Source organism: Allobosea sp. UC22_33, from assembly GCF_042700715.1.
Lineage (GTDB): Bacteria > Pseudomonadota > Alphaproteobacteria > Rhizobiales > Beijerinckiaceae > Allobosea.
The window spans coordinates 3,761,290-3,783,605 of sequence record NZ_CP170556.1 but is presented as its reverse complement, the minus strand read 5'-3'; the positions used below and the strand labels follow the sequence as shown (position 1 = coordinate 3,783,605).

Genomic DNA, 22,316 nt, shown 5'->3' with positions numbered 1-22,316 from the left:
GAAATTTGCAGCCGTGGGACATGCGGAGCGAGAGCGATCTGCAACGGCCGCGCCACGTGCGCCGGCAGTGGCTGGCGAAGGGCTTCAGGCCTTCGGCTTTTCCAGCAGGATCTGGCCCTGCTTCTCGACGCCGATCTTGAGCTTCTCGGCGAACATCGCGAGCATCCAGGGCAGCGTCACCTCGACACGGATCAGCTTGTCCTCGATCTCGACGCGGCCATGCACGGTTTGCCCGAGCGCACCGACGCCGAAATGCAGCGCGTCGCCCTCCCAGCGCTCCTCGACCAGTTGCATCCGGACCATGCCGAGCCGGTCGCGGATTCTGTCGACGCCGCCGCGCAGCCGCGCCAGAGCCGCGTCCCGGCCGAGGTCATGCGAGATGGTGATGGAGACGGGTTTGCCCATGACTGCTCATCGGAAAGGAAGGGAGGCCGCTATATGGCCATGGCGCGGGCACTTTGCCAGCGCACATGGAAAAGCCCGCCGAACGGGCGGGCCTGATGATCCATCGCTTCGCCGGAACTGCCGGCGTTCATCCGCCTCAGTCGCGGTTGTTCAGGCGCTTCTGTCCGGTCTGGGTGACCCGCCAGATGGCGCCGTCCGGTTCGACGAGGCCACGATCCTGCAGGGCATGCAGCATCGTCTCGTCGAAGATGAAGTGGCGGGTTTCCTCCTCGATACTCTCTAGCGCGATCCATTCGGGATCGGAGAGAACGAACGGGTGAGCGATCTGGAGGTGCTGAACATCCATGCGCGTCTCCTTCTCGTTGATTGCCCCTGTTCTTTGGTGACTCGCATCCAATCATGACGCGGTCGTGGCCGAACAGGTGAAGAATTGCGACCCAGTTGTTTTGTCGCGGGCCGGAACCCGGCCGCGCCCGCTTCGTTCTTAGGCCATGACCCCTTTCAGAAATGGAGACACCGCCATGGCGATCAGCAACAGCTTCCCGCCCGACGTTCCGAAGGCCGTCGACGACGCCGCTGAGCAGGTCGGCGCCACTGTCAGCACCCTGCGTGGCAAGGCTGCCGATCTCGCTGACAAGGCGACCGAAACCGTGAGGGACGGCTACGATCGCGCCAAGGAGGTCTGGGACGAGGCCGAGCCGCTCGAAACCGTCCGTGAAGGCGGACAGGCGGTGGTCAGGAGTCTGGAGCGCCATCCCCTCGCTGCGCTCGGCCTGGGCGTGGCCGGCATCGGGCTGGTGGCTTGGGCGATGCTCCGCAACCAGCCTTCATCCGGCTGGGAGCGTTACCAGCCGGATTACAGCCGCTGGCGTGGCTGGCTTCAGGACTATGGCTCCGAGGCGGCCGATGCGGGTAATCGAGCCTTGAAGTCGGGCCGCGGTTGGTTGCGCGCGCATCGCGATGACGTGGATGATTATGCCGGTAGCGCCAGCGACTATGCGGCGATGGCACGCGACTATGCCGACAGGGGCGGGCGCATGCTGGCGAAGCGGGCCGAGCGCGAGCCGATGGCGGTCGTGGTCGGGCTTGGCCTCGCAGCCTATGTGATCGGTTCGCTGCTGAGCTCGGCTCCGGCCAGCGAGCCGGCCGCCGCGCCGGCCCGCAAGCGCGCCGCCCGGCGCTGAGGACATTGGCCGAACAGGGTTTCGGCGCATGAAAAAGCCCTGCGGCGCGAAGCGCCGCAGGGCTCGGTATTTCGAGAGGGCTTCTCCGAAGAGAGGCCCTTATCTTACCACCAGTAGCCGCGACGGCCGTAGTAGCCGCGACCGTAATACGAGCGGTTATCGGCAGCGATCAGGGCGCCACCGATGACACCGGCGGCGACGCCAGCGGCGACGGCCGAACCGGTCTCGTTCGAGGCGCGGCGGTTCTCGACATAATTGGCCGAGCGGCACTGCTGGTAGGCGCGGGTGCCGGGGCGGAAGCCCTGGGACTCACAGGTCACTTCGGCGTCGGCCATCGACTCCTGCGCGGTCTGACAACCGGCGAGGAGAGCGGCCATGGCGCCAACGATCAGAATGCTACGCATATTTTATCCCTTTTCAGCCTCCCATTGGCCTGAAACGACTTAAGAGCAGCCGCGTCGGCAGGTCAAGAATGACGCGGGCTTTGCGTTAAAGTTCGCACGGTCAAATCGCGACAATTCCGCAGCAATTGTGACGTTTCAGCCGAATGGACGAGCGGCGAGATGGTTTCGAGCCGGCGCGGGCTTGCATTTGGAGCGAAGCGGCGGAACATGCGCGCAGACCCGATCAGCCCAGCCTGGACGCGACGATGCCCCGCTTTTTCATCCTTCTGCCGGTCCTGCTGCTCGGCGCCTGCACCTATCACAATTCGCGCAGCAGCATCGTCGTCGTCACCGATACGAAGAGCGTTGTGGAGAATTGCAAGGCGCTCGGCCAGATCGACGGGCAGGACAGTTCCCAGGCGATCATGCCGCTCGACAAGACGCGCGATTCGGTGGTCGCACGCCTGAAGATCGCTGCGGCGGAGCAGGGCGGGACTCATGTCTTCGCCACCGCGGCCGACATCAAGTGGAAGGGCCCGGATACGAAGGGCACCGTCTACAAGTGCAATCCGTGAGGCGCAGGCTGGCCACGCCCTCGTTTGCCGATTGCCGTCAGCCCTTCAGCAGCCATTCGTGCTCGGCAGCGTTGTGGAATTTCCAGGTCCGCTTCGGGCCAGCCATCACGTTGAGATAATAGAGATCGTAGCCGTGGCAGGTGGCGCAGGGGTGGTAGCCCTTGGGCACCAGCACGACGTCGCCGTCCTCGATCGCCATCGCCTCGTCCAGGCTGCGGTCGTCGGTATAGACGCGCTGGAAGCCGAAACCCTGCGGCGGGTTGAGGCGGTGGTAATAGGTCTCCTCCAGATGCGACTCGCGCGGCAGGTCGTCCCGGTCGTGCTTGTGCGGCGGGTAGCTGGAGGTGTTGCTGGCCGGCGTGATCACCTCGACCACGAGCAACGAATCCGCCGGGTCGCCTTCCGGCAGGATGTTGGTGACGTGGCGGGTGTTGGAGCCCTTGCCGCGGATCTCCTGGCCGAGATCGTCCGGCCCGATGACGCGGACGGGCAGGCCGCCCTTGAGGCCGGGCGCCGTGCAGACGGCGAGTTCCAGATCGGTGGTGGCCGTGACCGACCAGTCGGAGCCCTCGGGGAGATAGACCGACCAGGGCTTGCCTTCGAAGGGGCTCATGCGTTGGCCGAGTTCGCCCAGGGACTTGCCGCCGGCCGTGGTCGTGCCCTTGCCGGTGACGAAGACCAGGCAGGTTTCGCGGCTGCCGGTCTGGGCCGAGACGGTCTCGCCAGGCTTCAGGCGGTGCAGGTCGAAGCCGACATAGATCCAGCCGGCGCTTTCCGGCGTGACATGGGTGACGCGGCCGCTCTTGCCCTGCGGCTTGACCTTGAGATGGGACATGAGGGGCTCTCCAACGCGTTCCTGATCGGCTCGTCATGCTCGGGCTCGACCCGAGCATCTCTTGCAGGAGATTCTCGGGTCTGCGCTGCGCTCCGCCCGAGAATGACGGGGGTTATGTCAGCCCGGCTTCCTTGATGAAGCGCGTGAGATTGGCGTGGCCCAGCTTGGCATAGGTCGCGGGCTCCGCCTTCTTCGGGTCCTGCTCGGCCTCGACCACGATCCAGCCGGAATAGCCCTGCAACTCGCTGAGCACGCGGACATAGTCGATCAGGCCGTCGCCCGGCACGGTGTAGACACCGGCCAGCACGGATTCGAGGAAGGACCAGTCCTCGCGGTTCGAGCGCCACATCACGGTCTCGCGGATGTCCTTGCAGTGGACATGGTGGATGCGCGCCTTCCAGTGCCGGGCAATGCGGGCCGGGTCGCCGCCGCCCCAGGTGGCGTGGCCGGTATCGAGCAGCAGGCCGACCGCTGGGCTGGTGACACCCATGAACCGGTCGATCTCGGCCTCGGTCTGCACCACCGTGCCCATATGGTGGTGATAGACGAGCTGGAGGCCGTATTCGGTCTTCAGGGCCTCGGCGAAATTGGTGTAGCGCGCGCCGAAATCGTCCCAGCGGTTCTTCGGCAGGACGGGCCGGGCCGAGAGCGGCTTGGTGATGTCGGAGTGGATCGCGTTCGAGGTCTCGGCCGCGATCAGGACCGAGCAGCCCATGTCGCGCAGCAGCGTCGCATGCGCCTTCACCGCCACCATCTCGGCGGCGACGTCGCGGACGAGCAGTTCGGTCGAGTACCAGCCCGAGACCAGCGCGTGGCCGTGAGCATCGAGGATCGGCTTCAGTTTGCCGGCCTCGCGCGGGAACTTGTTGCCGAGTTCCATGCCGGTGAAGCCGGCCTCGCGGGCCTCCTTCAGGCAGGTTTCGAGCGGGATGTCGCCGCCGATCTCCAGCATGTCGTCATTCGACCAGCCGATGGGGTTCGCGCCGATGCGGATCATGTGTCGGGTCTTTCTCGCCTATGGGAACGGCTTAGTTGCCGATGGTCTGACGCTTGCGGCGTTCGTCGTAATTCGTCCGCGCCGTGCGGACCTCGGCACGCTCGCTCACTTCCGGCACCGCGACATCCCACCAGGCGCCGCCGGCACCGGTCGAGATCAGTGGATCGGTGTCGATGACGACGACGGTCGTGCGGGTGTTGGCCTTGGCCTGTGCCAGCGCGGTTTCGAGCTCGGCGATGGAGGACGCCTTTGTGGCAATCGCGCCCATGCTGGCCGCGTGCTGGACGAAGTCGATCTCCGGCAGGGTCTCGTGCCGGCTGTCCCTGAGCAGGTTGTTGAAGCTCTGGCTGCCGGTCGCCATCTGCAGGCGATTGATGCAGCCATAACCGCGATTGTCGAGCAGCACGATGGTGAGCTTCAGCCCCAGCATCACCGAGGTCGCGATCTCGGAATTGAGCATGAGATAGGAGCCGTCGCCGACCATGACGACAACCTCCTTGTCGGGTCGCGCCATCTTGGCGCCGAGGCCGCCGGCGATCTCGTAGCCCATGCAGGAGAAGCCGTATTCGGCATGGTAGGAGCCGGGCGCGCCGGCCTGCCAGAGCTTGTGCAATTCGCCGGGCAGGCCGCCGGCGGCATGGAGCAGGATGACGTCCGAACCCAGCGTGCGCTGGACCGCGCCGATAACCTGCGCGTCCGAGGGCAGGGCGGCATTGCTGGCGGCGGTCGCCTTGGCGGCTTCTTTCTGCCACTCGGCCTTGCCGGCCTTGGCATTGTCGGTCCAGCTTTCCGGCGCTTTCCAGCCGCTGACAGCCTCTGCCAATTCGGCAAGGCCTTCGCGTGCGTCGGCGACGAGGGGCAGGGCGCGGTGCTTGCCGGCATCGAATGCTTGGACGTTGAGGCCGATGATCGACTTCCGGGCCGCGCCGAACAGCGCCCAGGAGCCGGTGGTGAAATCCTGCAGGCGGGTGCCGATGGCGAGCACGAGATCCGCCTCGGCGGCGAGCCGGTTGGCGGCCTCCGTGCCGGTGACGCCGACAGCGGCCATGTTGAGTGCGTTGTCGTCGGGCAAGGCGGACTTGCCACCTTGCGTCTCGCAGACGGGGATGCCGGTCGCGGCCGAGAAGCGGGCGAGTTCTTCGCTGGCGCCGGAATAGAGCACGCCGCCACCGGCCACGATCAGCGGCTTCTTCGCAGATTTCAGGGCGTCGGCTGCGGCCTTGAGTTCGTCGCGATCGGAGCGGGGACGGCGCGGCGTCCAGAGGCGCTCGGTGAAGAAGCTCTCGGGGTAGTCATAGGCCTCGGCCTGCACGTCCTGGCAGAGCGCGAGCGTGACCGGCCCGCATTCGGCCGGGTCGGTCAGCACCTGCATCGTGCGGGTCAGGGCCGGGATGATCTGCTCGGGCCGGGTGATGCGGTCGAAATAGCGCGAGACGGGCTTGAAGCAGTCATTGGCCGAGATCGTGCCGTCGCCGAACGTTTCGACTTGCTGGAGCACCGGATCGGGTATGCGGTTGGCGAACACGTCGCCCGGTAGCAGCAGCACCGGCAGGCGATTGACATGGGCGAGTGCGGCGGCGGTGACGAGATTGGTCGCGCCGGGGCCGATCGAGGTGGTCGCGGCCATGAAGCGGCGGCGCATGTTCGCCTTGGCATAGGCGATGGCGGCATGGGCCATGGCCTGCTCGTTATGGGCGCGGAAGGTCGGCAGGCGTTCGCGCTCGTGCCAGAGCGCCTCGCCGAGGCCTGCGACATTGCCATGGCCGAAGATCGCCCAGACGCCGCCGAAGATCGGCAGGCGCCGCCCGTCGATCTCAGTCATCTGCGCGGCGAGATAGCGCGTCAGCGCCTGCGCCATGGTGAGGCGGATCGTGCGGGTCATGATGGTCTCCAAGCCGGAAAGCTATGCCGCCTTGCGGCCGCGGGTGGCAAGCCAGAGGCCGGTCAGCGCCTCGAAACGCTTGGCCATGTCGGCGATCGCCGCCTCGTCGTCGAGCTTGCCGGACAGCCAGCCTTCGGCCGCGCTCATGAAGATGGTGCGGCCGACGGCGAAGCCCTTGACGATGGGGGCTGAGGCCGTCGCGGCGAAGCCGGCCTCCAGCTCCTCGGCCGGGGCGTCGAGCCCGAGCAGCAGCACGCCGCGGCACCAGGGATCATGCTTGGCGATGGTCTTCTCGATCGCGGCCCAGGCGGCGGGGGAGGATTGCGGCTCCAGCTTCCACCAGTCCGGCTTGATGCCGAGCGCGTAGATCTCGTCGAGCGCCCGCGAAATCGTGTCGGGGCCGAGCGGGCCGTTCTTGCCGGCGATGATCTCGATCAGCAATTCGCGGCCGACCTTGCGCGCCGCCTCGAACAGGCCGCGCAGCTTCTCCTGCTGCTCGCGCTTCAGCTCCGCGGGGTCGTCCGGATGATAGAAGCAGAGCGCCTTGATGCAGTGATCGACCGGCCATTCCGGCAGGAGCGAGCCGATATCCTGGCTTACCTCGAAGCGCAGCGGGCGCGAGCCCGGCAACTCGACCGGACGGCCGAGCCAGGCGAAGGGATGGCGGGCGAATTCGAACATCGCCTCGCGGCCATGCTTCTCGTCGAGCAGCATGCCGTAGCCGGGGCGACCATCCGCGACGCGGGCGGCGGCCTGGACCGCCAGCACCTTGAACTCGCGGATACGGGCGGGCTCGGCGCCAGCCTTTGCGGCGAGGTCTTCGAGCTGCGAGCGATGGTCGCAGGCGAGCGCCATCAAAGAGGGAATGTCGCGGCGGCGCGTCGTCGCCCAGTGGATGTGGTTGATGTCCGCGTCCTTGCGCAGGGCGCGGTGCGGGCTGCCGTTTTTGAGGAAGTATTGCAGTTCCTCGAAGGTCGGGCTTTCCGGCGAGCAGAGCAGGCGCGAAACGGCAAAGGCGCCGCAGGCATTGGCCCAGGTCGCGGCGGTCTGGAGGCTTTCGCCGCCGAGCCAGCCGCGCAGGAAGCCGGACATGAAGGCGTCGCCGGCGCCCAAGACGTTGTAGACCTCGATCGGGAAGCCCTTGCCGACGATGCCCTCCTCGAGATCGTCGGGAATCGCGCCGTCATAGACGATGCAGCCCATCGGGCCGCGCTTGAGCACGATGGTGGCCGGCGTCAGCGCGCGGATCGTCTTCAGCGCCGGCAGCAATTCGCTCTCGCCCGAGGCGATCAGGACCTCTTCCTCTGTGCCGATGATGAGGTCGCAGCCGGGCAGGACCGTCTTCATCCGCTCGGAGACGGCCTGCGAGGCGATATAGCGGTTGTCGCCGGCATCGTGCCCGGCGAGGCCCCAGAGGTTGGGGCGATAGTCGATATCGAGCACGACCTTGCCGCCGTTGCCGCGCATCAGCTTCATAGCCTTGCGCTGCGCGGCCTCGGGGCCGGGCCGGGCGAAATGGGTGCCGGTGACGACGACGGCGCGGGCCTTGGCGATGAAGGCGGGGTCGATATCGCCTTCCTCCAGCGCCATGTCGGCGCAGTTCTCGCGGTAGAACAGCAGCGGGAACGACTTGTCGCTCTCGACCGAGAGGATGGCGAGCGCGGTCAGCCGTTCCGGATCGGTCTTGAGCCCGTCGAGGTTCACGCCCTCGCGGGCGAGCTGCTCGCGCAGGAAGCGGCCGAACTGCTCGTTGCCGACGCGGGTGAGCAGGGCCGAGCGCAGGCCGAGCCGGGCGGTGCCGATCGCGATATTGGCCGGGCAGCCGCCGACCGACTTGGCGAAGGAGGTGACATCCTCCAGCCGCGAGCCGATCTGCTGGCCGTAGAGATCGACCGAGGCGCGCCCGATGGTGATGACGTCGAGCGCGTGGCTCGATCCGCCGAGCGGTCCCGCCATGTCTTCCTCCCGGCAGCGATGATCATCGAAGCCGAGTGGCTCCGGTTGCGGGAATGAAATAATAATTCCAGTATTTCGTCAATGCGGAATATCTGTTCCTAAAGTTTTAGGTGGCCCCGCCACGACGGCCCTTGCCGCGCCCGGTCCGGCGGGCCTCGCCGACGCCGACAGCCAGCGCCATCGAGAGCGCCATGGTCGAGGCCAGCGTACGGAAGCCGCCGAAATCCGCCTCGGCGACTTCGAACCAGAGCTTGGCGATGCTGGCGAGCGGTGAGAAGGCGCTGTCGGTGATGGCGACGAGCGGCACGCCGCGCTCGGCGAGGCCGCGCGCATCCTCGACCGTGGCCGGCGCATAGGGCGAGAAGCTGATGACGAGGACGGCATCCTTCGGCGTGGCGAAGGCGATGATCTCAGGATCGAGGCCGGCGGCCGACTCGACGAGCTGGTTGCGGACTTCGAGCTTGCCGAGCGCATAGGCGAGATAGCTCGCCACCGGATAGGAGCGGCGCCGGGCGAGGATGTAGATCGTCTCGGCGCGGGCGAGCACGTCGATCGCACGGTCGAGCGTGTCCTCGTCGAGCGTGCGGCTCATCACGTCCAGCGACTTGCGCGAGGCGGTCAGGAAGCCGTCGAGGATGCGGTGGTTTCCGGCTGCCGTTCCGTCGCCGACGCGCAGCGTGTTGAGGCGTTCCTCATAGCTGGAATTGCGCTCGCGCAGCCGGGCGCGGAAGACGCCCTGCAGGCTGGTGAAGCCGTCGAAGCCGAGATGCTGGGCGAAGCGGATCAGTGTGGAGGGCTGGACGCCGGCCGAGACCGCGATGCTGGCGGCGGTGCCGAAGGCGATCTCGTCGGGATTGTCGAGGGCATAGGCCGCGATCTGGGCGATGCGCTTGGGCAGGCTCTCGCGCTGGGCGAGGATCGATGCGCGCAATTCGTCGAAGTCGCGCGGCAGTTCCGCAACGGCGGTTTCGCTCATCCTGAATTCCCGTTGCCGTCCCTGTTGCGACAGTTCTGGCAGCGAAGCGGAAATGGAGCAAGCGTTCCAGGGGAGGAATGAACGGTCGACGGTTAGGGCGCGTTCCAGTCTTCCCGTCATTCCGGGGCGGGCCACTGGCCCGAGCCCGGAATCCAGAGCCGATATCGTGCGGAAAGCAGGCTTCTATCGCGCGTTCCGTTTGGAAGGCGGCATCGGTTCTGGGTTCCGGGCTCATCGCTGCGCGATGCCCCGGAATGACGACGGAGCGAAACAATCAGCCCAGCGGCGCTGTCGTGCAGCTCTGGCCGCCATCGACCGGCAGGCAGACGCCGGTGATGAATTTCGCTTCGTCGGAGGCGAGGAAGACGGCCGCGTTGGCGATGTCCCAGGCGGTGCCCATCTTGCCCATCGGCACCTGCGCGTCGCGGGCCGCGACCATCTCCTCGACCGAGCCATATTGTGAGGAGATCTGCTTGTAGATCAGCGGCGTGTCGATCAGGCCTGGCATGATGCAGTTCGCCCGGATGCCCTGCCTGGCGTATTGCATCGCCAGCGCGACCGTCGCCTGGTTCACGGCCGCCTTCGTCGCGTAATAGGCGAAGTACGGATAGCCGGTCCAGCGGATGGCGGCGAGCGAGGAGATGTTGACGATGGCGCCGCCGCCACCCTTCAGCATCTCGGGGATCACGGCCTTGGCGCAGCGATAGACCGAGCCGAGATTAAGCTGGAGCGAGGCGTTGAACTGCTCCTCGGAGAGCTCGACCGGGCCGCCCATATGGGTCACGCCGACATTGTTGTGGAGGATGTCGATGCGGCCGAAATGCCGGGCGGTTTCGGCGACGCAGGCCTCGACCGAGGCGAGATCGGTGACATTGGCGGCAAGCGCCAGTGCGTTGCCGCCTTCGCTGGCAATGATCGCGGCGGTTTCCTCGGCGGCGTCGCGGTTCAGGTCGATACAGGCGACGCCGGCGCCTTCGCGGGCGAAGGCCACGGCCGCGGCCTTGCCATTGCCCCAGCCGGGGCCGGAGGAGCCGGCGCCGAAGACGATGGCGATCTTGCCCTTCAGCCGGTCGGCCATGGTGACTGGTCTCTCAAGGTCAGAAATAGGTGAGGGTCATCCCGGACAAGCGGCGAAGCCGCGCCGATCCGGGATCCATGCCTGAACTGTTCCGGCATGGATCCCGGGTCTCCGCTTCGCTCCGCCCGGGATGACCCGCGTGTGGTGGTGGCCGTGGATCAGCTCAGCGAGCTGCCGACCGCCTTCTCCAGGATCGCCCAGGCCTCGTCGCCGTACTTCTTCTTCCACTCGGCGTAGAAGCCGGCCTTGCGCAGCGCCTCGCGGAAGGCGTCGGCCTTGGTCTCGTTGATCGTCATGCCCTTCGAGGCGAGCTCGCCCTGAAGGCCGGCATTGAGCTTGGCGACGTCGTCACGCTCCAGCAGCGCGGCGGCGTTGATGTTCTTGGCGACGATGGCGCGAAGGTCTTCCGGCAGGCGCTCCCAGGCGCGGCGGTTGGCCAGGAACCAGAAGCCGTCCCACATGTGGTTGGTCAGCGAGAGGTACTTCTGGACTTCGAAGAGCTTGGCGGTCGCGATGATCGCGAGCGGGTTCTCCTGGCCGTCGACGACCTTGGTCTGCAAGGCGGTATAGACCTCGGCAAAGTTGATCGAGGCCGGAGCCGACTGGAAGGCGGTGAACATCGAGGTCCAGAGCGGCGAGACCGGCACGCGGATCTTGAAGCCCTTGAGGTCGTCGGGCGTGGCGACCGGGCCCTTGGACGAGGTGATCTGGCGGAAGCCGTTATCCCAGATCTTGTCCATGACGACGAGATTGGCCTTGTTGATCTGGCCGCGGACATAGGCGCCGAGCTCGCCGTCCATCGCCTTCCAGACGGCGTCGTAGTTCGGGAAGGCGAAGCCGATGCCGGAGAGCGAGGCGTTGGCGACCAGCGTCGACAGGATCAGCGGCGAGAGCGTGAAGAATTCGACGCCGCCCGAGCGGACCTGGCTCAGCATGTCGGTGTCGGAGCCGAGCTGGTTGTTCGGGAAGATCTGGATGTCGACCCGGCCGTTGGTCTCCTGCTTGATCTTCGCCACCGCCTCGTTGGCGCGGGCGTTCATCGGGTGCGCGACGGGCAGGTTGTTGGCGTACTTATAAGTGAACTCGGCGGCCTGGGCATTGGCGCGACCGATATGGAAGGTGCCGATCGCGGAAGCGGCGGCCGAAGCCTGGAGCAAAGTGCGGCGCGAGATGGTCATGAGCGTTTCTCCTCGGGGATTATCTGGTTTCTTGTTGTGAGTTTCACAGCACCCAGGTCGAGAGACCGGGCACCAGGGCGATGACGATAAGGCCGACGATCAGGGCGATGAGATAGGGCCAGATCGCGCCCATCGCCTCGTCCGGCGAGACGTTGCCGATCTTGCAGGCGATGTAGAAGCCGATGCCGATCGGCGGGGCCATCAGGCCGATATTCATCGCGGTGACCACGACCATCGCATAATGCACGTCGTTGATGCCGAGATTCTTGGCGATCGGGAACATCAGCGGCGCCATCAGCACGATTGCCGGCAGGCCTTCCAGCACGCAGCCGAGGATCATGAAGACGACGATGGTGACCGCCATGAAGGTGAGCCAGCCGCCGGGCAGGTTCGCCATGAAGGTGGCGAGGTCGCGGGCGAAGCCGGTCTGCGTCAGCGCCCAGGCCATGGCGAGCGCCGTGCCGAGAATGACCAGGATCGCGCCGGAGAGCGCCGCCGTCTCGACCAGCATCTGGTAGAATTTGCGCGGGCTGATGCCGCCATAGAGCACGATGCCGATGACCAGCGCGTAGAGGACTGCGATGGTCGAGACCTCGGTCGCGGTCGCGACACCGCCGCCGACCGCGGCGCGGATGATGAAGGGCAGGACTAGGGCCGGGGCCGCGACGAGCGCGACCTTGCCGATCACCGCGAGCGGGGCGCGGCGCACGCCCTTCATGTCCTCCGCCGCCGCCTTCCAGCGGGCGAGGCCGGCAAGCGCGACGAGGAGCACGCCGGCGATGACGAAGCCGGCGTTGAACAGCCCGGCGATCGAGACGCCGGCGACGGAGCCGAGCACGATCAGGACGATCGATGGCGGCACGGTGTCGGCCATGGCTGCGCCCGTCGAGAGCAGCGCGATCAGGTCCTTGGGCTTGTAGCCGCGCCGTTTCATCTCCGGGAAGAGAGCGGGGGCGACCGTCGCCATGTCCGAGACCTTGGAGCCCGAGATGCCGGAGACGAGGTAGAGCGAGCCTAGCAGCACATAGGACATGCCGGCGCGGACATGGCCGAGCAGCGATGCCAGGAAATCCACGATCGCCTTGCCCATGCCGGTGGCGTCGAGGATGCAGCCGAGCAGCACGAAGATCGGCACCGAGAGCAGGATGAGGCTCGACATGCCCTCGTCCATGCGCCCGATCATCACGATCATCGGGACATTGGTCGAGAAGGCGAGGAAGGCGAGCGTGCCCAGGCCGAAGCAGAAGGCGATCGGAACGCCCGCCACGAGGCAGGCGGCGACGACGCAGACCAGGAAGATCAGGATGTTGTAGTAGCCGAGGGTCTTCAGCGTCGGCCCCAGCAGCCAGAAGGCAAGGCCGAGCCCGCCGATGATCAGCACGGAAGCCGCGATATCCGCCGGGCGCCCGGTCTTGAAGGCATAGCGGATCGTCAACAGCAGCATCAGGGCGATGCCAAGGGCGATGCCCGAGACCCGCCAGCTGACGGGAATGTTGAGTGCAGCCGAAGTGACGTAGCTCTCTTCCACGGCGTAATCGATGGCCGGGTAGACCATCGCCGCCAGGAAGGCGGCAACGGCGACGAGCGCCAGTGTCTCGACGAATTCGCGCAGGCGCGGCGGCATCATGCCGACGAAGAGCGTCAGGCGCAGATGCTCGTTGCGATCGACTGCGATGGCGGCGCCGAGCATGGCGAGCCAGATGAAGGAAATCGAGGCGACCTCGTCGACCCAGACGAAGGGCAGCGAGAAGACATAGCGCGAGATCACGCCGAGCAGCAGCACGCCGATGATGAAGGCGACGAGGGCCGCTGCGACGACCTCGACCGGGCGCATGATGGCGGAGCCGGGGCGCGCGCCTTCGTTCTCGCTCAGGTTCTCGGGGATATGCAGCGTATCGACGACATCGGCCATGCGGCGGGCCTCAGATGCCGGTCGCGGGGCGCGATGCGCCCGCTGTGCAGGATGCCCTGAGGGCCATCGTTCCGTTCCTCCCTCCGCGCCGATCTTGTGAGGTCGTCGGCGTCGATTGCGGTCCACACTGTGAAAAGCCGGGCAGCGGGACGGGCGGCAGATTACACGAGGAGGGCGGCATTGCAATCCGCAAAGCACCCATCTACGGTTGGGAGATAAGAATAAGGTCCACATCATGGACCATCTGGAGGCGCGCTTGCCGCAGAATTCCATGCCGGAAGCCGGGTTGTCCGGCTCGCAGAGCGTCGACCGCGCTCTGGGGCTGCTCTCGCTGATCGGGCGGGAGCCGGCCGACGGCCTGCCGCTCGGCGAGATCGTCTCCGGCAGCGGGCTCAACAAGCCGACGACCCGGCGCCTGCTCATGGCCTTGATGCGGGCCGGGCTCGTCGAGCAGGAGCCGCAGACGCGGCGCTATTGCCTCGGCGAGGAGGCTTTCGTCCTCGGCGTGCTGGCGGCGCGGCGCCATGGCCTGCTCGAGATCGCCATGGACGGCCTGCGACGGCTCTCGGCCGAGACGCAGGATACGAGTTTCCTGACGGTGCGGCGCGAGAACTACGCGATCTGCCTGCATCGCGAGGAGGGGACCTATCCGGTCCGCACTCATGCGCTTCAAGCGGGCGACCAGCATCCGCTCGGCGTCGGCGCCGGCTCGCTCGCGATGCTGGCGGCGCTGCCCGACGACGATGTGGACCGGGTGATTGCGGCCAATGAAGCTGTGCTGCTGGCGCGCTATCCGGGCTTCGCGCCGGATGCCTTGCGGGCCGATGTCGCGGCGACGCGCGTGCGCGGATTCTCGCTCAATCCCGGCCGGCTCGTCGCCAGTTCATGGGGCATCGGGCGGGCCTTCCGCTATCCGGATGGCCGGGTCGCGGGGGCGCTGTCCATCGCCGCGATCGACAGCCGGATGACGCCTGGCCGGCAGGCCGAGGTTGCGGTGCCGCTGGCCCGCGAGGCCGAGCGGCTGGAAGCGCTGCTGGCCGAGATGTTCGTATCCAAACGGGCCGGCAGGCCCATGGCGGCCGCTGTGCCGCGATCCATCGAGACAGGGAGAGCCGCACGATGAGCTCTGCAAAACCAGCCCCGACCGGGGGCGTCGTGCCGATGACGCGGCGCGTGATGAACCTCGCCCATATCGCGACGCAGAATGCGCGGCGACTGCCCGCCCATCCCGCCTTCATCTGGGGCGAGAAGACCCTCGACTGGGCCGAGATCGATGCGCAGGTTTCGGCGCTGGCCGCGGGTTTGCGGGCGCGCGGCATCGGCAAGGGCGACCGCCTGCTCGTCCATTCCAAGAATTGCGACGCGATGTTCGTCTCGATGTTCGCGACCTTCCGGCTCGGCGCCGTCTGGGTGCCCACCAATTTCCGCCTGCTGCCCGACGAGGTCGCCTATCTCGCTACGGCCTCCGGCGCCAAGGGCTTCCTCTGTCATGGCGATTTCCCTGAGCATGCGGCGGCGGTCGCGGCTGCGAGCCCGGCGCCGGAATTCACCTGGCGGATCGGGGAGGGCGCTTTCGGCGAGGACGAGGTCGGCGCGGTCATCGCGCGCCATCGCGGCGAGAAGGTCGATAACGCTGCAGTCGAACATGACGATCCCTGCTGGTTCTTCTTCACCTCCGGCACGACGGGACGCTCCAAGGCTGCGGTGCTGACCCATGGCCAGATGGGCTTCGTCATCACCAACCATCTCTGCGACCTCGTGCCGGGCTCGACCGAGAAGGACGCATCGCTGGTGGTGGCGCCGCTCTCGCATGGCGCGGGCGTGCATCAACTGATGATCTCTGCACGCGGCGCGACCTCGATCCTGCTGCCGACCGAGCGCTTCGATATCGACGAGGCCTACCGGCTGATCGCGAAGCACCGGATCAGCAACATCTTCACCGTGCCGACGATCCTGAAGATGCTGGTCGAGCATCCGGCCGTGGACCAGCACGATCATTCCAGCCTGCGCTACATCATCTATGCGGGCGCGCCGATGTATCGCGAGGACCAGAAGGCGGCGCTCAGGAAGCTCGGCAAGGTGATCGTGCAGTATTTCGGACTGGGCGAGGTGACCGGCAACATCACCGTGCTGCCGCCCGCCCTGCACGAGCCCGATGACGGGCCGAATGCCCGCATCGGTACCTGCGGCTTCGAGCGCACGGGCATGCAGGTGCAGATCCAGGACGATGAGGGGAAAGAGGTCGAGGCCGGCGTGCAGGGCGAGATCTGCGTGATCGGGCCGGCCGTCTTCGCCGGCTATTACGACAACCCGGAAGCCAATGCGAAGTCGTTCCGCAACGGCTGGTTCCGCACCGGCGACCTTGGCCACATGGACGAACAGGGCTTCGTCTACATCACCGGCCGGGCCTCGGACATGTACATCTCCGGCGGCTCGAACATCTATCCGCGCGAGATCGAGGAGAAGATCCTGACCCATCCGGCGATCGCCGAGGTCGCCGTGCTCGGCGTGCCCGATCCGGTCTGGGGCGAGATCGGCATCGCGGTCTGCGTCAACCGGCCGGGCCAGAACGCGACGGAAGGCGAGATTGCGGATTTCCTCGGGCCGAAGATCGCCCGCTACAAGATGCCGAAGCGCTTCCTGTTCTGGGATGCCTTGCCAAAATCGGGCTATGGCAAGGTGCCGAAGCGCCTCGTCAAGGACGAGCTGGAGAAGCGCGGCGAGCTCGACTTCCTGAAGGGGAAGGCGTCGTGAGGCGCATCCAGCAGCCCGGCACCGGCACGCCCGAGCGCATCCAGTGGGTGGAATGCCGTGGGCGGGCCTTCTCGCTGACGCTGCCTGGCGGCGTGCCATTGCTGGAGGCCGCGAGGAGCGGCTTCGCGGCCGAGGGTTTCGCCTCGGGCGTGGTGAAGCTCGACGGACTGAAGCTTGCTTCCTTCGCCTATGTGATGCCGGCGCTGTCGAAGACGCCGGAGCATGCGGCCTTCTACAGCGAGACGTTTCGGCCTGAGGGCGGAGCGCGGATCGAGGTCGGCGCGATGACCTTCGGCCAGCGCGACGGGGCGCCGTTCTTCCATGCGCATGCGCTTTGGGTGGAGGGCGATGGCAAGCGCAGCGGTGGGCATATCCTGCCGGACGAGACGACGGTCGCCGAGACGATCACGCTGCAGGCGGTCGGGCTCGACGGCGCGGCTTTCACGGCCGAGCCGGATAGCGAGACCCATTTCAAGCTGTTCGGACCGGTCGCGGCGGCATCGGGCGGCGCGGGAGAAGGGCGATTCTTCGCGTTGCGGGTGAAGCCGAATGTCGATTTCTGCGGAGCGCTGGAAGCGTTCTGTGCGGAGCGCGGGATTGGCGAGGCGGTCATCCATGGCGGGGTCGGCTCGACCATTGGCGCGCGGTTCGTCGATGGCGGCGTGGTCGAGAATTTTGCGACGGAGGTCGCGATCACGGACGGACGGATCGTGGCCGGCGCCGGTGGATTCGAAGCGGTGATCGATGTCGCGCTGGTCGACTATAGCGGCGCGCTGGCGAGTGGGCGGTTGGTTCGGGGCGACAACCCGGTGCTGATGACCTTCGAACTGGTGCTGGAGGCGCGCTGACGCGGCGCCGCGTCAAACCAAAAGGGCGCAGTCATCCCGGACAAGCGGCTTCAGCCGCGCCGATCCGGGATCCATGCCGGAGCCCATCCGGAATAGGTTCAGGCATCGATCCCGGGTCTGCGCTTCGCTCCGCCCGGGATGACAGGGAGGTTGAGTTTACCCGCCCTTCTGCTTCGCGATCTCCCGATTCCGCAGATCCTTGCGCATGATCTTGCCGGTTGCGGTCAGCGGCAATTCCGTCACGAACTCGACCTCGCGCGGGTACTGGTAGGCTGCCAGCCGGTCGCGGACGAAGGCCTGGATTTCGGTCGCCAGGTCCGCCGTCGGCGTCACATCCGGCTTCGGCAGGACGAAGGCCTTGACGATCTCGGTGCGGACGGGATCGGGCACGCCGACGACCGCGACCATCAGCACCGCTGGATGGCGGATGATGCAGTCCTCGATATCGCCCGGCCCGATGCGGTAGGAGCCCGAGGAGATGATGTCGTCGTCGCGGCCCTGGAACCAGAAATAGCCGTCTTCGTCGCGGGCTCCGCTGTCGCCGGTGACGAGCCAGTCGCCGATGAATTTCGCCGCCGTCGCCTCGGGCTGGTTCCAGTATTCCAGCATCATCACCGGATCGGGCCTGTTGACCGCGATCAGCCCCTGCTCGCCATCAGGCAGTTCGCGGCCCTCGGGGGAGATCACTGCGACGCGATGGCCGGGCACGGCGCGGCCCATCGAGCCGGGCTTCACGGGATAGAGGCTCGCGCAGTTGGCGACGAGCAGGTTCGCTTCGGTCTGGCCGTAGAATTCGTTGACCGGGAAGCCGAAGGTCTCGCGGCTCCAGTCGAGCATATCGGCGCCGAGCGTCTCGCCGCCGGTGCCGATCGAGCGCATCGCGTAGCCGAAGCGCTGGGGATCGCGGACCTGCCGCATCAGCTTCAGCGCGGTCGGCGGCAGGAAGGCGTTGCGGACCTTGTGCTTGTTCATCAGGGCGAAGGCGGCCTCGGGATCGAACTTGCGGGCGCGCGATGCCAGCACCGGCACGCCGCAATAGAGGCTCGGCAGCAGCACATCGAGCAGGCCGCCGATCCAGGCCCAGTCCGCTGGGGTCCAGAACAGGTCGCCCGGCTGGGGGAAGAATTCCTGCGGCAATTGCACGCCCGGCAGATGGCCGAGCAGGACGCGATGGGCATGCAGCGCGCCCTTCGGCTTTCCGGTGGTGCCGGAGGTGTAGATGATCACGGCGGGGTCGTCGGCGCGCGTATCGGCGGTGGTGAAGCTGTCGGATGCCTTCGCCATCTCCGTCTCGAAATCGAGATGGCCGGCGCCGCCGACGACGAAGATCTTGCGCAGGTTCGGGAGGGCGTCGCGGATCGCCTCGACCTTGCCGATGTTCTCCGCGTCGGTGACCAGCACGCTGGCGCCGCTATGGCCGAGGCGGTGTTCCAGCGCCTCCGGACCGAACAGGATGAAGAGCGGCAGGGCGATCGCGCCGCGCTTATAGGCCCCGAGATGGGCGATCGCGGTCTGCGGCGATTGCGGCAGCAGGATGCCGACGCGCTCGCCCGGCCCGATGCCGTGAGCGCGAAGCAGGTTGGCGAAGCGGTTCGAGGCGCGGGCGAGATCGTCGAAAGAGAGCGTCGCGACCGTGCCACCGTCCTCCTCGAAGATCAGCGCCGGCTTGCCGCTGCCGTCGGCATGGGCATCCGAGCAGGCGGTGCCGATGTTGAAGCGCTCGGGGATGCGCCAGGCGAAGCGGCGCAACGTCTCGTCATAGGTATCGCCGCGTTCGAGCATGTCCTCACCAAGGCATTGTCGCAAGCGGGAGTTAGAGCCTTCATGCGGTCGCTCGGCAAGGTGCTCGCCCATTGTTTGCATGCACCTGCCGTTGCGGGAACCCGCGCCCCGTCCGGGCGTTCAGCCGCGGCGCCTGTGAGAAAGAAACCCGATGCCCCTACCGGCCTTGAACGCGCTTAACTTCTTCATGGCCGATGTCAGGGACGGGCTCGGCCCCTTCCTCGGGGTCTATCTGCAGGAGAAGGGCTGGGGGCCGCAGGAGATCGGCTTCGTCATGACGGTCGGGGGGCTCGCCGGCATGGTGGCAACCACGCCGCTCGGTGCCTTCGTCGATGCGACGCGCGCAAAGCGCGCGGTGATGATCGTCGCTTCCATCGCCGTCATCGCGTCGAGCCTGACGATGCTCTACGTTCCGAACCTCTCCGTGACGCTCGGCGCGCAGATCGTCCAGGGCATTGCCGGCGCCATCATTGCGCCGGCCATCGCCGCGATCACGCTCGGGCTCGTCCGGCAGGCCGGGTTTGCCGAGCAACTCGGCCGCAACGAGGCTTTCAACCACGGCGGCAACATGTTCGCCGCGCTAGCGGGCGGCGGGCTCGGCTATGTCTTCGGCTTGCAGGCGGTGTTCTGGTTCATGGCGGCGATGGCGGTCGGCGCGATCGCCGCGACGCTGGCGATCCCGGCTTCGGCGATCGATCACGATGCCGCACGCGGTCGCGAGGCTGCCGATGTGGAGGCGCACGAAGGCTCGGGCTGGCGCGTGCTGCTGACCTCCGGGCCGCTGCTGGTCACTGCGCTGGTGATGCTGCTCTTTCATCTCGGCAACGGTGCCATGCTGCCGCTGCTGGGACAGGCTATCGTCGCCCGCGGCGAGGGCGACCCCAGCGCGGCGACGGCGCTGACTGTGGTCGTGGCGCAGCTCACCATGATCCCGATGGCCCTGATCGCTGCGAGGCTGGCGCAGAAGCAGGGCTACTGGATCGTCATCGTACTGGCGTTGGTGGCGCTGCCGCTGCGCGGCCTGATCGCGGCGAGCTTCGAAGGGTATTGGGTCGTTGTTCCCGTGCAGATCCTCGATGGTGTCGGCGCCGGACTTCTCGGCGTGGCGCTGCCGGGGCTGGTGGCGGGCATCCTGCGCGGCAGCGGCCATTTCAATGTCGGGCTGGGCGCCGTGATGACCGTGCAGGGCATCGGCGCATCGCTGAGCCCGACGCTCGGCGGATCGGTCGCTGAAGCCTATGGATATCCGGCGGCGTTCCTGGCGCTGGGGGGCACTGCGATTTTTGCGCTAGTCCTCTGGCTTGTGGCGACGCTGGCTTTCGATGGAAGATGGGCGCGAAGGCCAGCCGGAATCACGCCGGCGGAACCGCAGGCCTTTGCCGCATAGCCTTTCGGGCAGGGTCGATCCCGTGCGGCTTGCTGCAAGGATCATCCGAATGACCAAGCCGATCTGGGTCGAGGCCGCGATCAACGGCCCCTGGGGCAAGGAGCGCCAGCCCGGCATTCCGATCAGCATTCCCGATATCGTCGCGGACGGCATTGCCGCCGTGGAGGGGGGCGCGGCGATCGTGCACCTGCATGTCTACGACATGGCGACCGGCCGCCAGCGCGACGACTGGGAGCTCTATGCCCAGGCGATCGAAGGCATCCGTGCCAAGGTCGATGCGATCGTCTATCCGACGATCCCGATCCTGGGTTCGGGCTATGCCGGCGACATGATCGGCTCCGGCCGCTACACCCATCTCGAAGAGCTTGCGAAGCGCGGGCTTGCCGAATGGGGCGTGCTCGACCCCGGCTCGTGCAACTGGACGACTTTCGCCGGCATCCCGCAGGGCGAGGCCGGCTTCATCTACCAGAATCCCGGCGAGCATATCCGCGAGGGGATGGAGGTGGCTGAGCGCCACAAGGTCCATCCGAGCTATGCGATCTACGAGCCCGGCTTCACGCGGCTCGGCGCAGCCTTGGCCAAGGCCTATCCGGGCATACCGATGCCGATCTACCGGTTGATGTTCTCGGATGCTTTCGCCTGGGGCTTTCCGCCGCGCGAATGGGCGCTGGAGGCCCATCTCAGGCTGCTCGCCGAGGATGCGCCCGAGGCGCCGGTGATGATCGCCGGGCTCGGTGTCGATCTCAGAGAGCTGATCGGCCCGGCCGTGGCGCGGGGCGTCCATGTCCGCGGCGGGCTGGAGGATGCGCCCTTCGGCTGCGACAAGACGAATCGTGAATTGATCGCGGACACCGTCCGCCTGGTCGAGGCTGCCGGGGGAAAGCCCGCCACAGCGGCCGAGGTGCGGGACTGGCTGTCGCGACAGGCCAAGGGAGAGGCGCTGTGAGCTTGCGCGATAAACTGCTTGAACGGTTCCTGCGCTATGTTGCGATCGAGAGCCAGAGCGACATGAAGGCGACGAGCCTGCCGAGCACGCCGGGCCAGCAGGTTCTGGCGGCGCTGCTGGCGGAGGAGTTGCGCGCGCTCGGGCTGGAGAATGTCGTCATCGACGACCACGCCACGGTGACGGCGCTGAAGCGCGGCACGAAGGCGGGCGCGCCGCGCATCGGCTTCATCGCGCATGTCGATACGGTCGATGTCGGCCTGTCGCCGGTGGTCAAGGCGCAGGTGCTGCGGTTCGCGGGCGAGGATCTCTGCCTCAATGCGGAGAAGGACATCTGGCTGCGTGTCGCCGAGCATCCGGAGATTGCTCCCTACAAGGGCAACGAGATCGTCTTCAGCGACGGCACCAGCGTGCTCGGCGCCGACAACAAGGCGGCGGTCGCGATCGTGATGACGCTGCTGGCGGAGCTGCGGCCCGAGGACGAGCATGGCGACATTCTCGTCGCCTTCGTGCCGGACGAGGAGATCGGCCTGCGCGGCGCCAAGGCGCTCGATCTCGCCCGGTTCGACTGCGATTTCGCCTATACGATCGACAGCTGCGAAGTCGGCGAGGTCGTCTGGGAGAATTTCAACGCGGCCATGGCCGAGATCGTCTTCACCGGTGTCACCGCCCATCCGATGTCGGCGAAGGGCGTGCTGGTGAACCCGATCCTGATGGCGCAGGATTACATGGCCGCCTTCGACCGGGCGCAGACGCCGGAGAATACGGCCGGCCGCGATGGCTATACCTGGTTCGTCGAGATCGTCGCCAATGCGGCGGAAGCGGTGCTGCGGGCCAATATCCGCGATTTCGACAAGGCCTCCTTCGCCGCGCGCAAGCGCCGGATCGGCGAGGTCGCGGCGGAGATCGCCAAGCGCTACCCGACCGGGCGCGTCACCTCGGAGGTGACGGATGTCTACGGCAACATCGCCGATAGCCTTGGCGAGGACCGGCGCTCGGTCGACCTGCTGATGGCGGCGCTATCCGAGTTGCAGATCACGCCGAAGCTGATCCCGATGCGGGGCGGCACGGACGGCGCGGCGCTCTCGGCGCGCGGGTTGCCGACGCCGAATTTCTTCACCGGCGCGCATAATTTCCACTCGCGCTTCGAATTCCTGCCGCTGCCGGCCTTCGAGACCTCCTATGAGGTCGCGCGGCGCATCTGCCTGCTCGGGGGGCAGGGCGCCTAGCGCCACACGGTT

20 protein-coding genes are annotated in these 22,316 nt (G+C 66.9%); 8 read left to right on the top strand and 12 right to left on the bottom strand.

All coding sequences use genetic code 11. The annotated features are described in order from the left end of the window. Window positions 1-84: 84 nt before the first annotated feature. The gene (locus ACFJGT_RS18470) at window positions 85-405 is read right to left on the bottom strand and encodes a polyhydroxyalkanoic acid system family protein (RefSeq protein WP_377840692.1); all 321 of its coding nucleotides are present in this window, start codon (window positions 403-405) and stop codon (window positions 85-87) included. A gap of 136 nt (window positions 406-541) precedes the next feature. Continuing rightward, a complete protein-coding gene (locus ACFJGT_RS18465; RefSeq protein ID WP_377840690.1) occupies window positions 542-751 on the bottom strand; it encodes a hypothetical protein in 210 nt (69 codons plus the stop codon). A gap of 175 nt (window positions 752-926) precedes the next feature. Between ACFJGT_RS18465 and ACFJGT_RS18460 the strand changes: the two genes are divergently transcribed. Next, a complete protein-coding gene (locus ACFJGT_RS18460) occupies window positions 927-1,589 on the top strand; it encodes a hypothetical protein (protein ID WP_377840688.1) in 663 nt (220 codons plus the stop codon). A 104-nt stretch (window positions 1,590-1,693) separates the two neighbouring features. Here the strand turns inward: ACFJGT_RS18460 and ACFJGT_RS18455 are convergent, their stop codons facing one another. After that, a complete protein-coding gene (locus ACFJGT_RS18455; protein WP_377840686.1) occupies window positions 1,694-1,993 on the bottom strand; it encodes a hypothetical protein in 300 nt (99 codons plus the stop codon). Between the two features lie 245 nt (window positions 1,994-2,238). Between ACFJGT_RS18455 and ACFJGT_RS18450 the strand changes: the two genes are divergently transcribed. After that, complete coding sequence (locus ACFJGT_RS18450) at window positions 2,239-2,547, top strand: hypothetical protein (protein WP_377840683.1); 309 nt, start codon at window positions 2,239-2,241, stop codon at window positions 2,545-2,547. Window positions 2,548-2,584: 37 nt separating this feature from the next. Here ACFJGT_RS18450 and iolB read toward each other — a convergent pair whose 3' ends face one another. The 8 genes from iolB to ACFJGT_RS18410 form a co-directional block, all read right to left on the bottom strand. Continuing rightward, entirely contained in the window at window positions 2,585-3,382 is a 798-nt protein-coding gene (gene iolB / locus ACFJGT_RS18445; protein ID WP_377840680.1) for a 5-deoxy-glucuronate isomerase, read from the bottom strand. 112 nt (window positions 3,383-3,494) lie between these two features. Next, a complete protein-coding gene (iolE, locus tag ACFJGT_RS18440; protein ID WP_377840677.1) occupies window positions 3,495-4,379 on the bottom strand; it encodes a myo-inosose-2 dehydratase in 885 nt (294 codons plus the stop codon). Between the two features lie 31 nt (window positions 4,380-4,410). Then, window positions 4,411-6,261: a 3D-(3,5/4)-trihydroxycyclohexane-1,2-dione acylhydrolase (decyclizing) gene (iolD, locus tag ACFJGT_RS18435; RefSeq protein ID WP_377840673.1), complete on the bottom strand. Its 1,851-nt coding sequence runs from the start codon at window positions 6,259-6,261 to the stop codon at window positions 4,411-4,413. 21 nt (window positions 6,262-6,282) lie between these two features. Then, on the bottom strand, window positions 6,283-8,217 hold the full coding sequence (gene iolC / locus ACFJGT_RS18430; protein ID WP_377840670.1) for a 5-dehydro-2-deoxygluconokinase: 1,935 nt from the start codon (window positions 8,215-8,217) through the stop codon (window positions 6,283-6,285). A gap of 106 nt (window positions 8,218-8,323) precedes the next feature. Then, a complete protein-coding gene (locus ACFJGT_RS18425; RefSeq protein ID WP_377840667.1) occupies window positions 8,324-9,193 on the bottom strand; it encodes a MurR/RpiR family transcriptional regulator in 870 nt (289 codons plus the stop codon). Window positions 9,194-9,467: 274 nt separating this feature from the next. After that, window positions 9,468-10,271, bottom strand: coding sequence for an SDR family NAD(P)-dependent oxidoreductase (locus tag ACFJGT_RS18420; protein WP_377840664.1), 804 nt, complete (start codon window positions 10,269-10,271; stop codon window positions 9,468-9,470). Window positions 10,272-10,429: 158 nt separating this feature from the next. Continuing rightward, window positions 10,430-11,449 (bottom strand): TRAP transporter substrate-binding protein, encoded by a 1,020-nt coding sequence (locus ACFJGT_RS18415; RefSeq protein WP_377840660.1) that lies wholly within the window; start codon window positions 11,447-11,449, stop codon window positions 10,430-10,432. A 43-nt stretch (window positions 11,450-11,492) separates the two neighbouring features. Further along, window positions 11,493-13,361 (bottom strand): TRAP transporter large permease subunit, encoded by a 1,869-nt coding sequence (locus tag ACFJGT_RS18410; RefSeq protein ID WP_377840657.1) that lies wholly within the window; start codon window positions 13,359-13,361, stop codon window positions 11,493-11,495. Between the two features lie 271 nt (window positions 13,362-13,632). On the opposite strand from ACFJGT_RS18410, the gene ACFJGT_RS18405 reads away from it, so the two are divergent. From ACFJGT_RS18405 to ACFJGT_RS18395, 3 genes are read left to right on the top strand one after another with little or no spacing between them, the layout of a single operon-like run. Continuing rightward, on the top strand, window positions 13,633-14,484 hold the full coding sequence (locus ACFJGT_RS18405; RefSeq protein ID WP_377849013.1) for an IclR family transcriptional regulator: 852 nt from the start codon (window positions 13,633-13,635) through the stop codon (window positions 14,482-14,484). Then, window positions 14,481-16,115: an acyl-CoA synthetase gene (locus ACFJGT_RS18400; protein ID WP_377840654.1), complete on the top strand. Its 1,635-nt coding sequence runs from the start codon at window positions 14,481-14,483 to the stop codon at window positions 16,113-16,115. Before ACFJGT_RS18405 ends, ACFJGT_RS18400 begins: the two co-directional genes overlap by 4 nt. After that, window positions 16,112-16,963: a PCC domain-containing protein gene (locus ACFJGT_RS18395; protein WP_377840652.1), complete on the top strand. Its 852-nt coding sequence runs from the start codon at window positions 16,112-16,114 to the stop codon at window positions 16,961-16,963. The genes ACFJGT_RS18400 and ACFJGT_RS18395 overlap by 4 nt, the downstream gene beginning before the upstream one ends. A 156-nt stretch (window positions 16,964-17,119) precedes the next feature. On the opposite strand, the gene ACFJGT_RS18390 is transcribed toward ACFJGT_RS18395, so the two are convergent. Continuing rightward, complete coding sequence (locus tag ACFJGT_RS18390; RefSeq protein WP_377840649.1) at window positions 17,120-18,745, bottom strand: acyl-CoA synthetase; 1,626 nt, start codon at window positions 18,743-18,745, stop codon at window positions 17,120-17,122. A gap of 151 nt (window positions 18,746-18,896) precedes the next feature. Between ACFJGT_RS18390 and ACFJGT_RS18385 the strand changes: the two genes are divergently transcribed. The 3 genes from ACFJGT_RS18385 to pepT are packed head-to-tail and all read left to right on the top strand — an operon-like array spanning window position 18,897 to window position 22,304. Continuing rightward, window positions 18,897-20,132, top strand: a complete 1,236-nt coding sequence (locus ACFJGT_RS18385) for an MFS transporter (protein ID WP_377840647.1) — start codon at window positions 18,897-18,899, stop codon at window positions 20,130-20,132. Between the two features lie 49 nt (window positions 20,133-20,181). Then, the gene (locus tag ACFJGT_RS18380; RefSeq protein WP_377840644.1) at window positions 20,182-21,078 is read left to right on the top strand and encodes a 3-keto-5-aminohexanoate cleavage protein; all 897 of its coding nucleotides are present in this window, start codon (window positions 20,182-20,184) and stop codon (window positions 21,076-21,078) included. Further along, window positions 21,075-22,304, top strand: coding sequence for a peptidase T (pepT, locus tag ACFJGT_RS18375; protein WP_377840641.1), 1,230 nt, complete (start codon window positions 21,075-21,077; stop codon window positions 22,302-22,304). The genes ACFJGT_RS18380 and pepT overlap by 4 nt, the downstream gene beginning before the upstream one ends. Window positions 22,305-22,316 lie beyond the last annotated feature (12 nt).

Coding starts and splice junctions, on each gene's coding strand:
- ACFJGT_RS18470 (WP_377840692.1), bottom strand. CDS start 405: ATGGGCAAACCCGTCTCCATCACCATCTCGCATGACCTCGGCCGGGAC.
- ACFJGT_RS18465 (WP_377840690.1), bottom strand. CDS start 751: ATGGATGTTCAGCACCTCCAGATCGCTCACCCGTTCGTTCTCTCCGAT.
- ACFJGT_RS18460 (WP_377840688.1), top strand. CDS start 927: ATGGCGATCAGCAACAGCTTCCCGCCCGACGTTCCGAAGGCCGTCGAC.
- ACFJGT_RS18455 (WP_377840686.1), bottom strand. CDS start 1,993: ATGCGTAGCATTCTGATCGTTGGCGCCATGGCCGCTCTCCTCGCCGGT.
- ACFJGT_RS18450 (WP_377840683.1), top strand. CDS start 2,239: ATGCCCCGCTTTTTCATCCTTCTGCCGGTCCTGCTGCTCGGCGCCTGC.
- iolB (WP_377840680.1), bottom strand. CDS start 3,382: ATGTCCCATCTCAAGGTCAAGCCGCAGGGCAAGAGCGGCCGCGTCACC.
- iolE (WP_377840677.1), bottom strand. CDS start 4,379: ATGATCCGCATCGGCGCGAACCCCATCGGCTGGTCGAATGACGACATG.
- iolD (WP_377840673.1), bottom strand. CDS start 6,261: ATGACCCGCACGATCCGCCTCACCATGGCGCAGGCGCTGACGCGCTAT.
- iolC (WP_377840670.1), bottom strand. CDS start 8,217: ATGGCGGGACCGCTCGGCGGATCGAGCCACGCGCTCGACGTCATCACC.
- ACFJGT_RS18425 (WP_377840667.1), bottom strand. CDS start 9,193: ATGAGCGAAACCGCCGTTGCGGAACTGCCGCGCGACTTCGACGAATTG.
- ACFJGT_RS18420 (WP_377840664.1), bottom strand. CDS start 10,271: ATGGCCGACCGGCTGAAGGGCAAGATCGCCATCGTCTTCGGCGCCGGC.
- ACFJGT_RS18415 (WP_377840660.1), bottom strand. CDS start 11,449: ATGACCATCTCGCGCCGCACTTTGCTCCAGGCTTCGGCCGCCGCTTCC.
- ACFJGT_RS18410 (WP_377840657.1), bottom strand. CDS start 13,361: ATGGCCGATGTCGTCGATACGCTGCATATCCCCGAGAACCTGAGCGAG.
- ACFJGT_RS18405 (WP_377849013.1), top strand. CDS start 13,633: ATGCCGGAAGCCGGGTTGTCCGGCTCGCAGAGCGTCGACCGCGCTCTG.
- ACFJGT_RS18400 (WP_377840654.1), top strand. CDS start 14,481: ATGAGCTCTGCAAAACCAGCCCCGACCGGGGGCGTCGTGCCGATGACG.
- ACFJGT_RS18390 (WP_377840649.1), bottom strand. CDS start 18,745: ATGCTCGAACGCGGCGATACCTATGACGAGACGTTGCGCCGCTTCGCC.
- ACFJGT_RS18385 (WP_377840647.1), top strand. CDS start 18,897: ATGCCCCTACCGGCCTTGAACGCGCTTAACTTCTTCATGGCCGATGTC.
- ACFJGT_RS18380 (WP_377840644.1), top strand. CDS start 20,182: ATGACCAAGCCGATCTGGGTCGAGGCCGCGATCAACGGCCCCTGGGGC.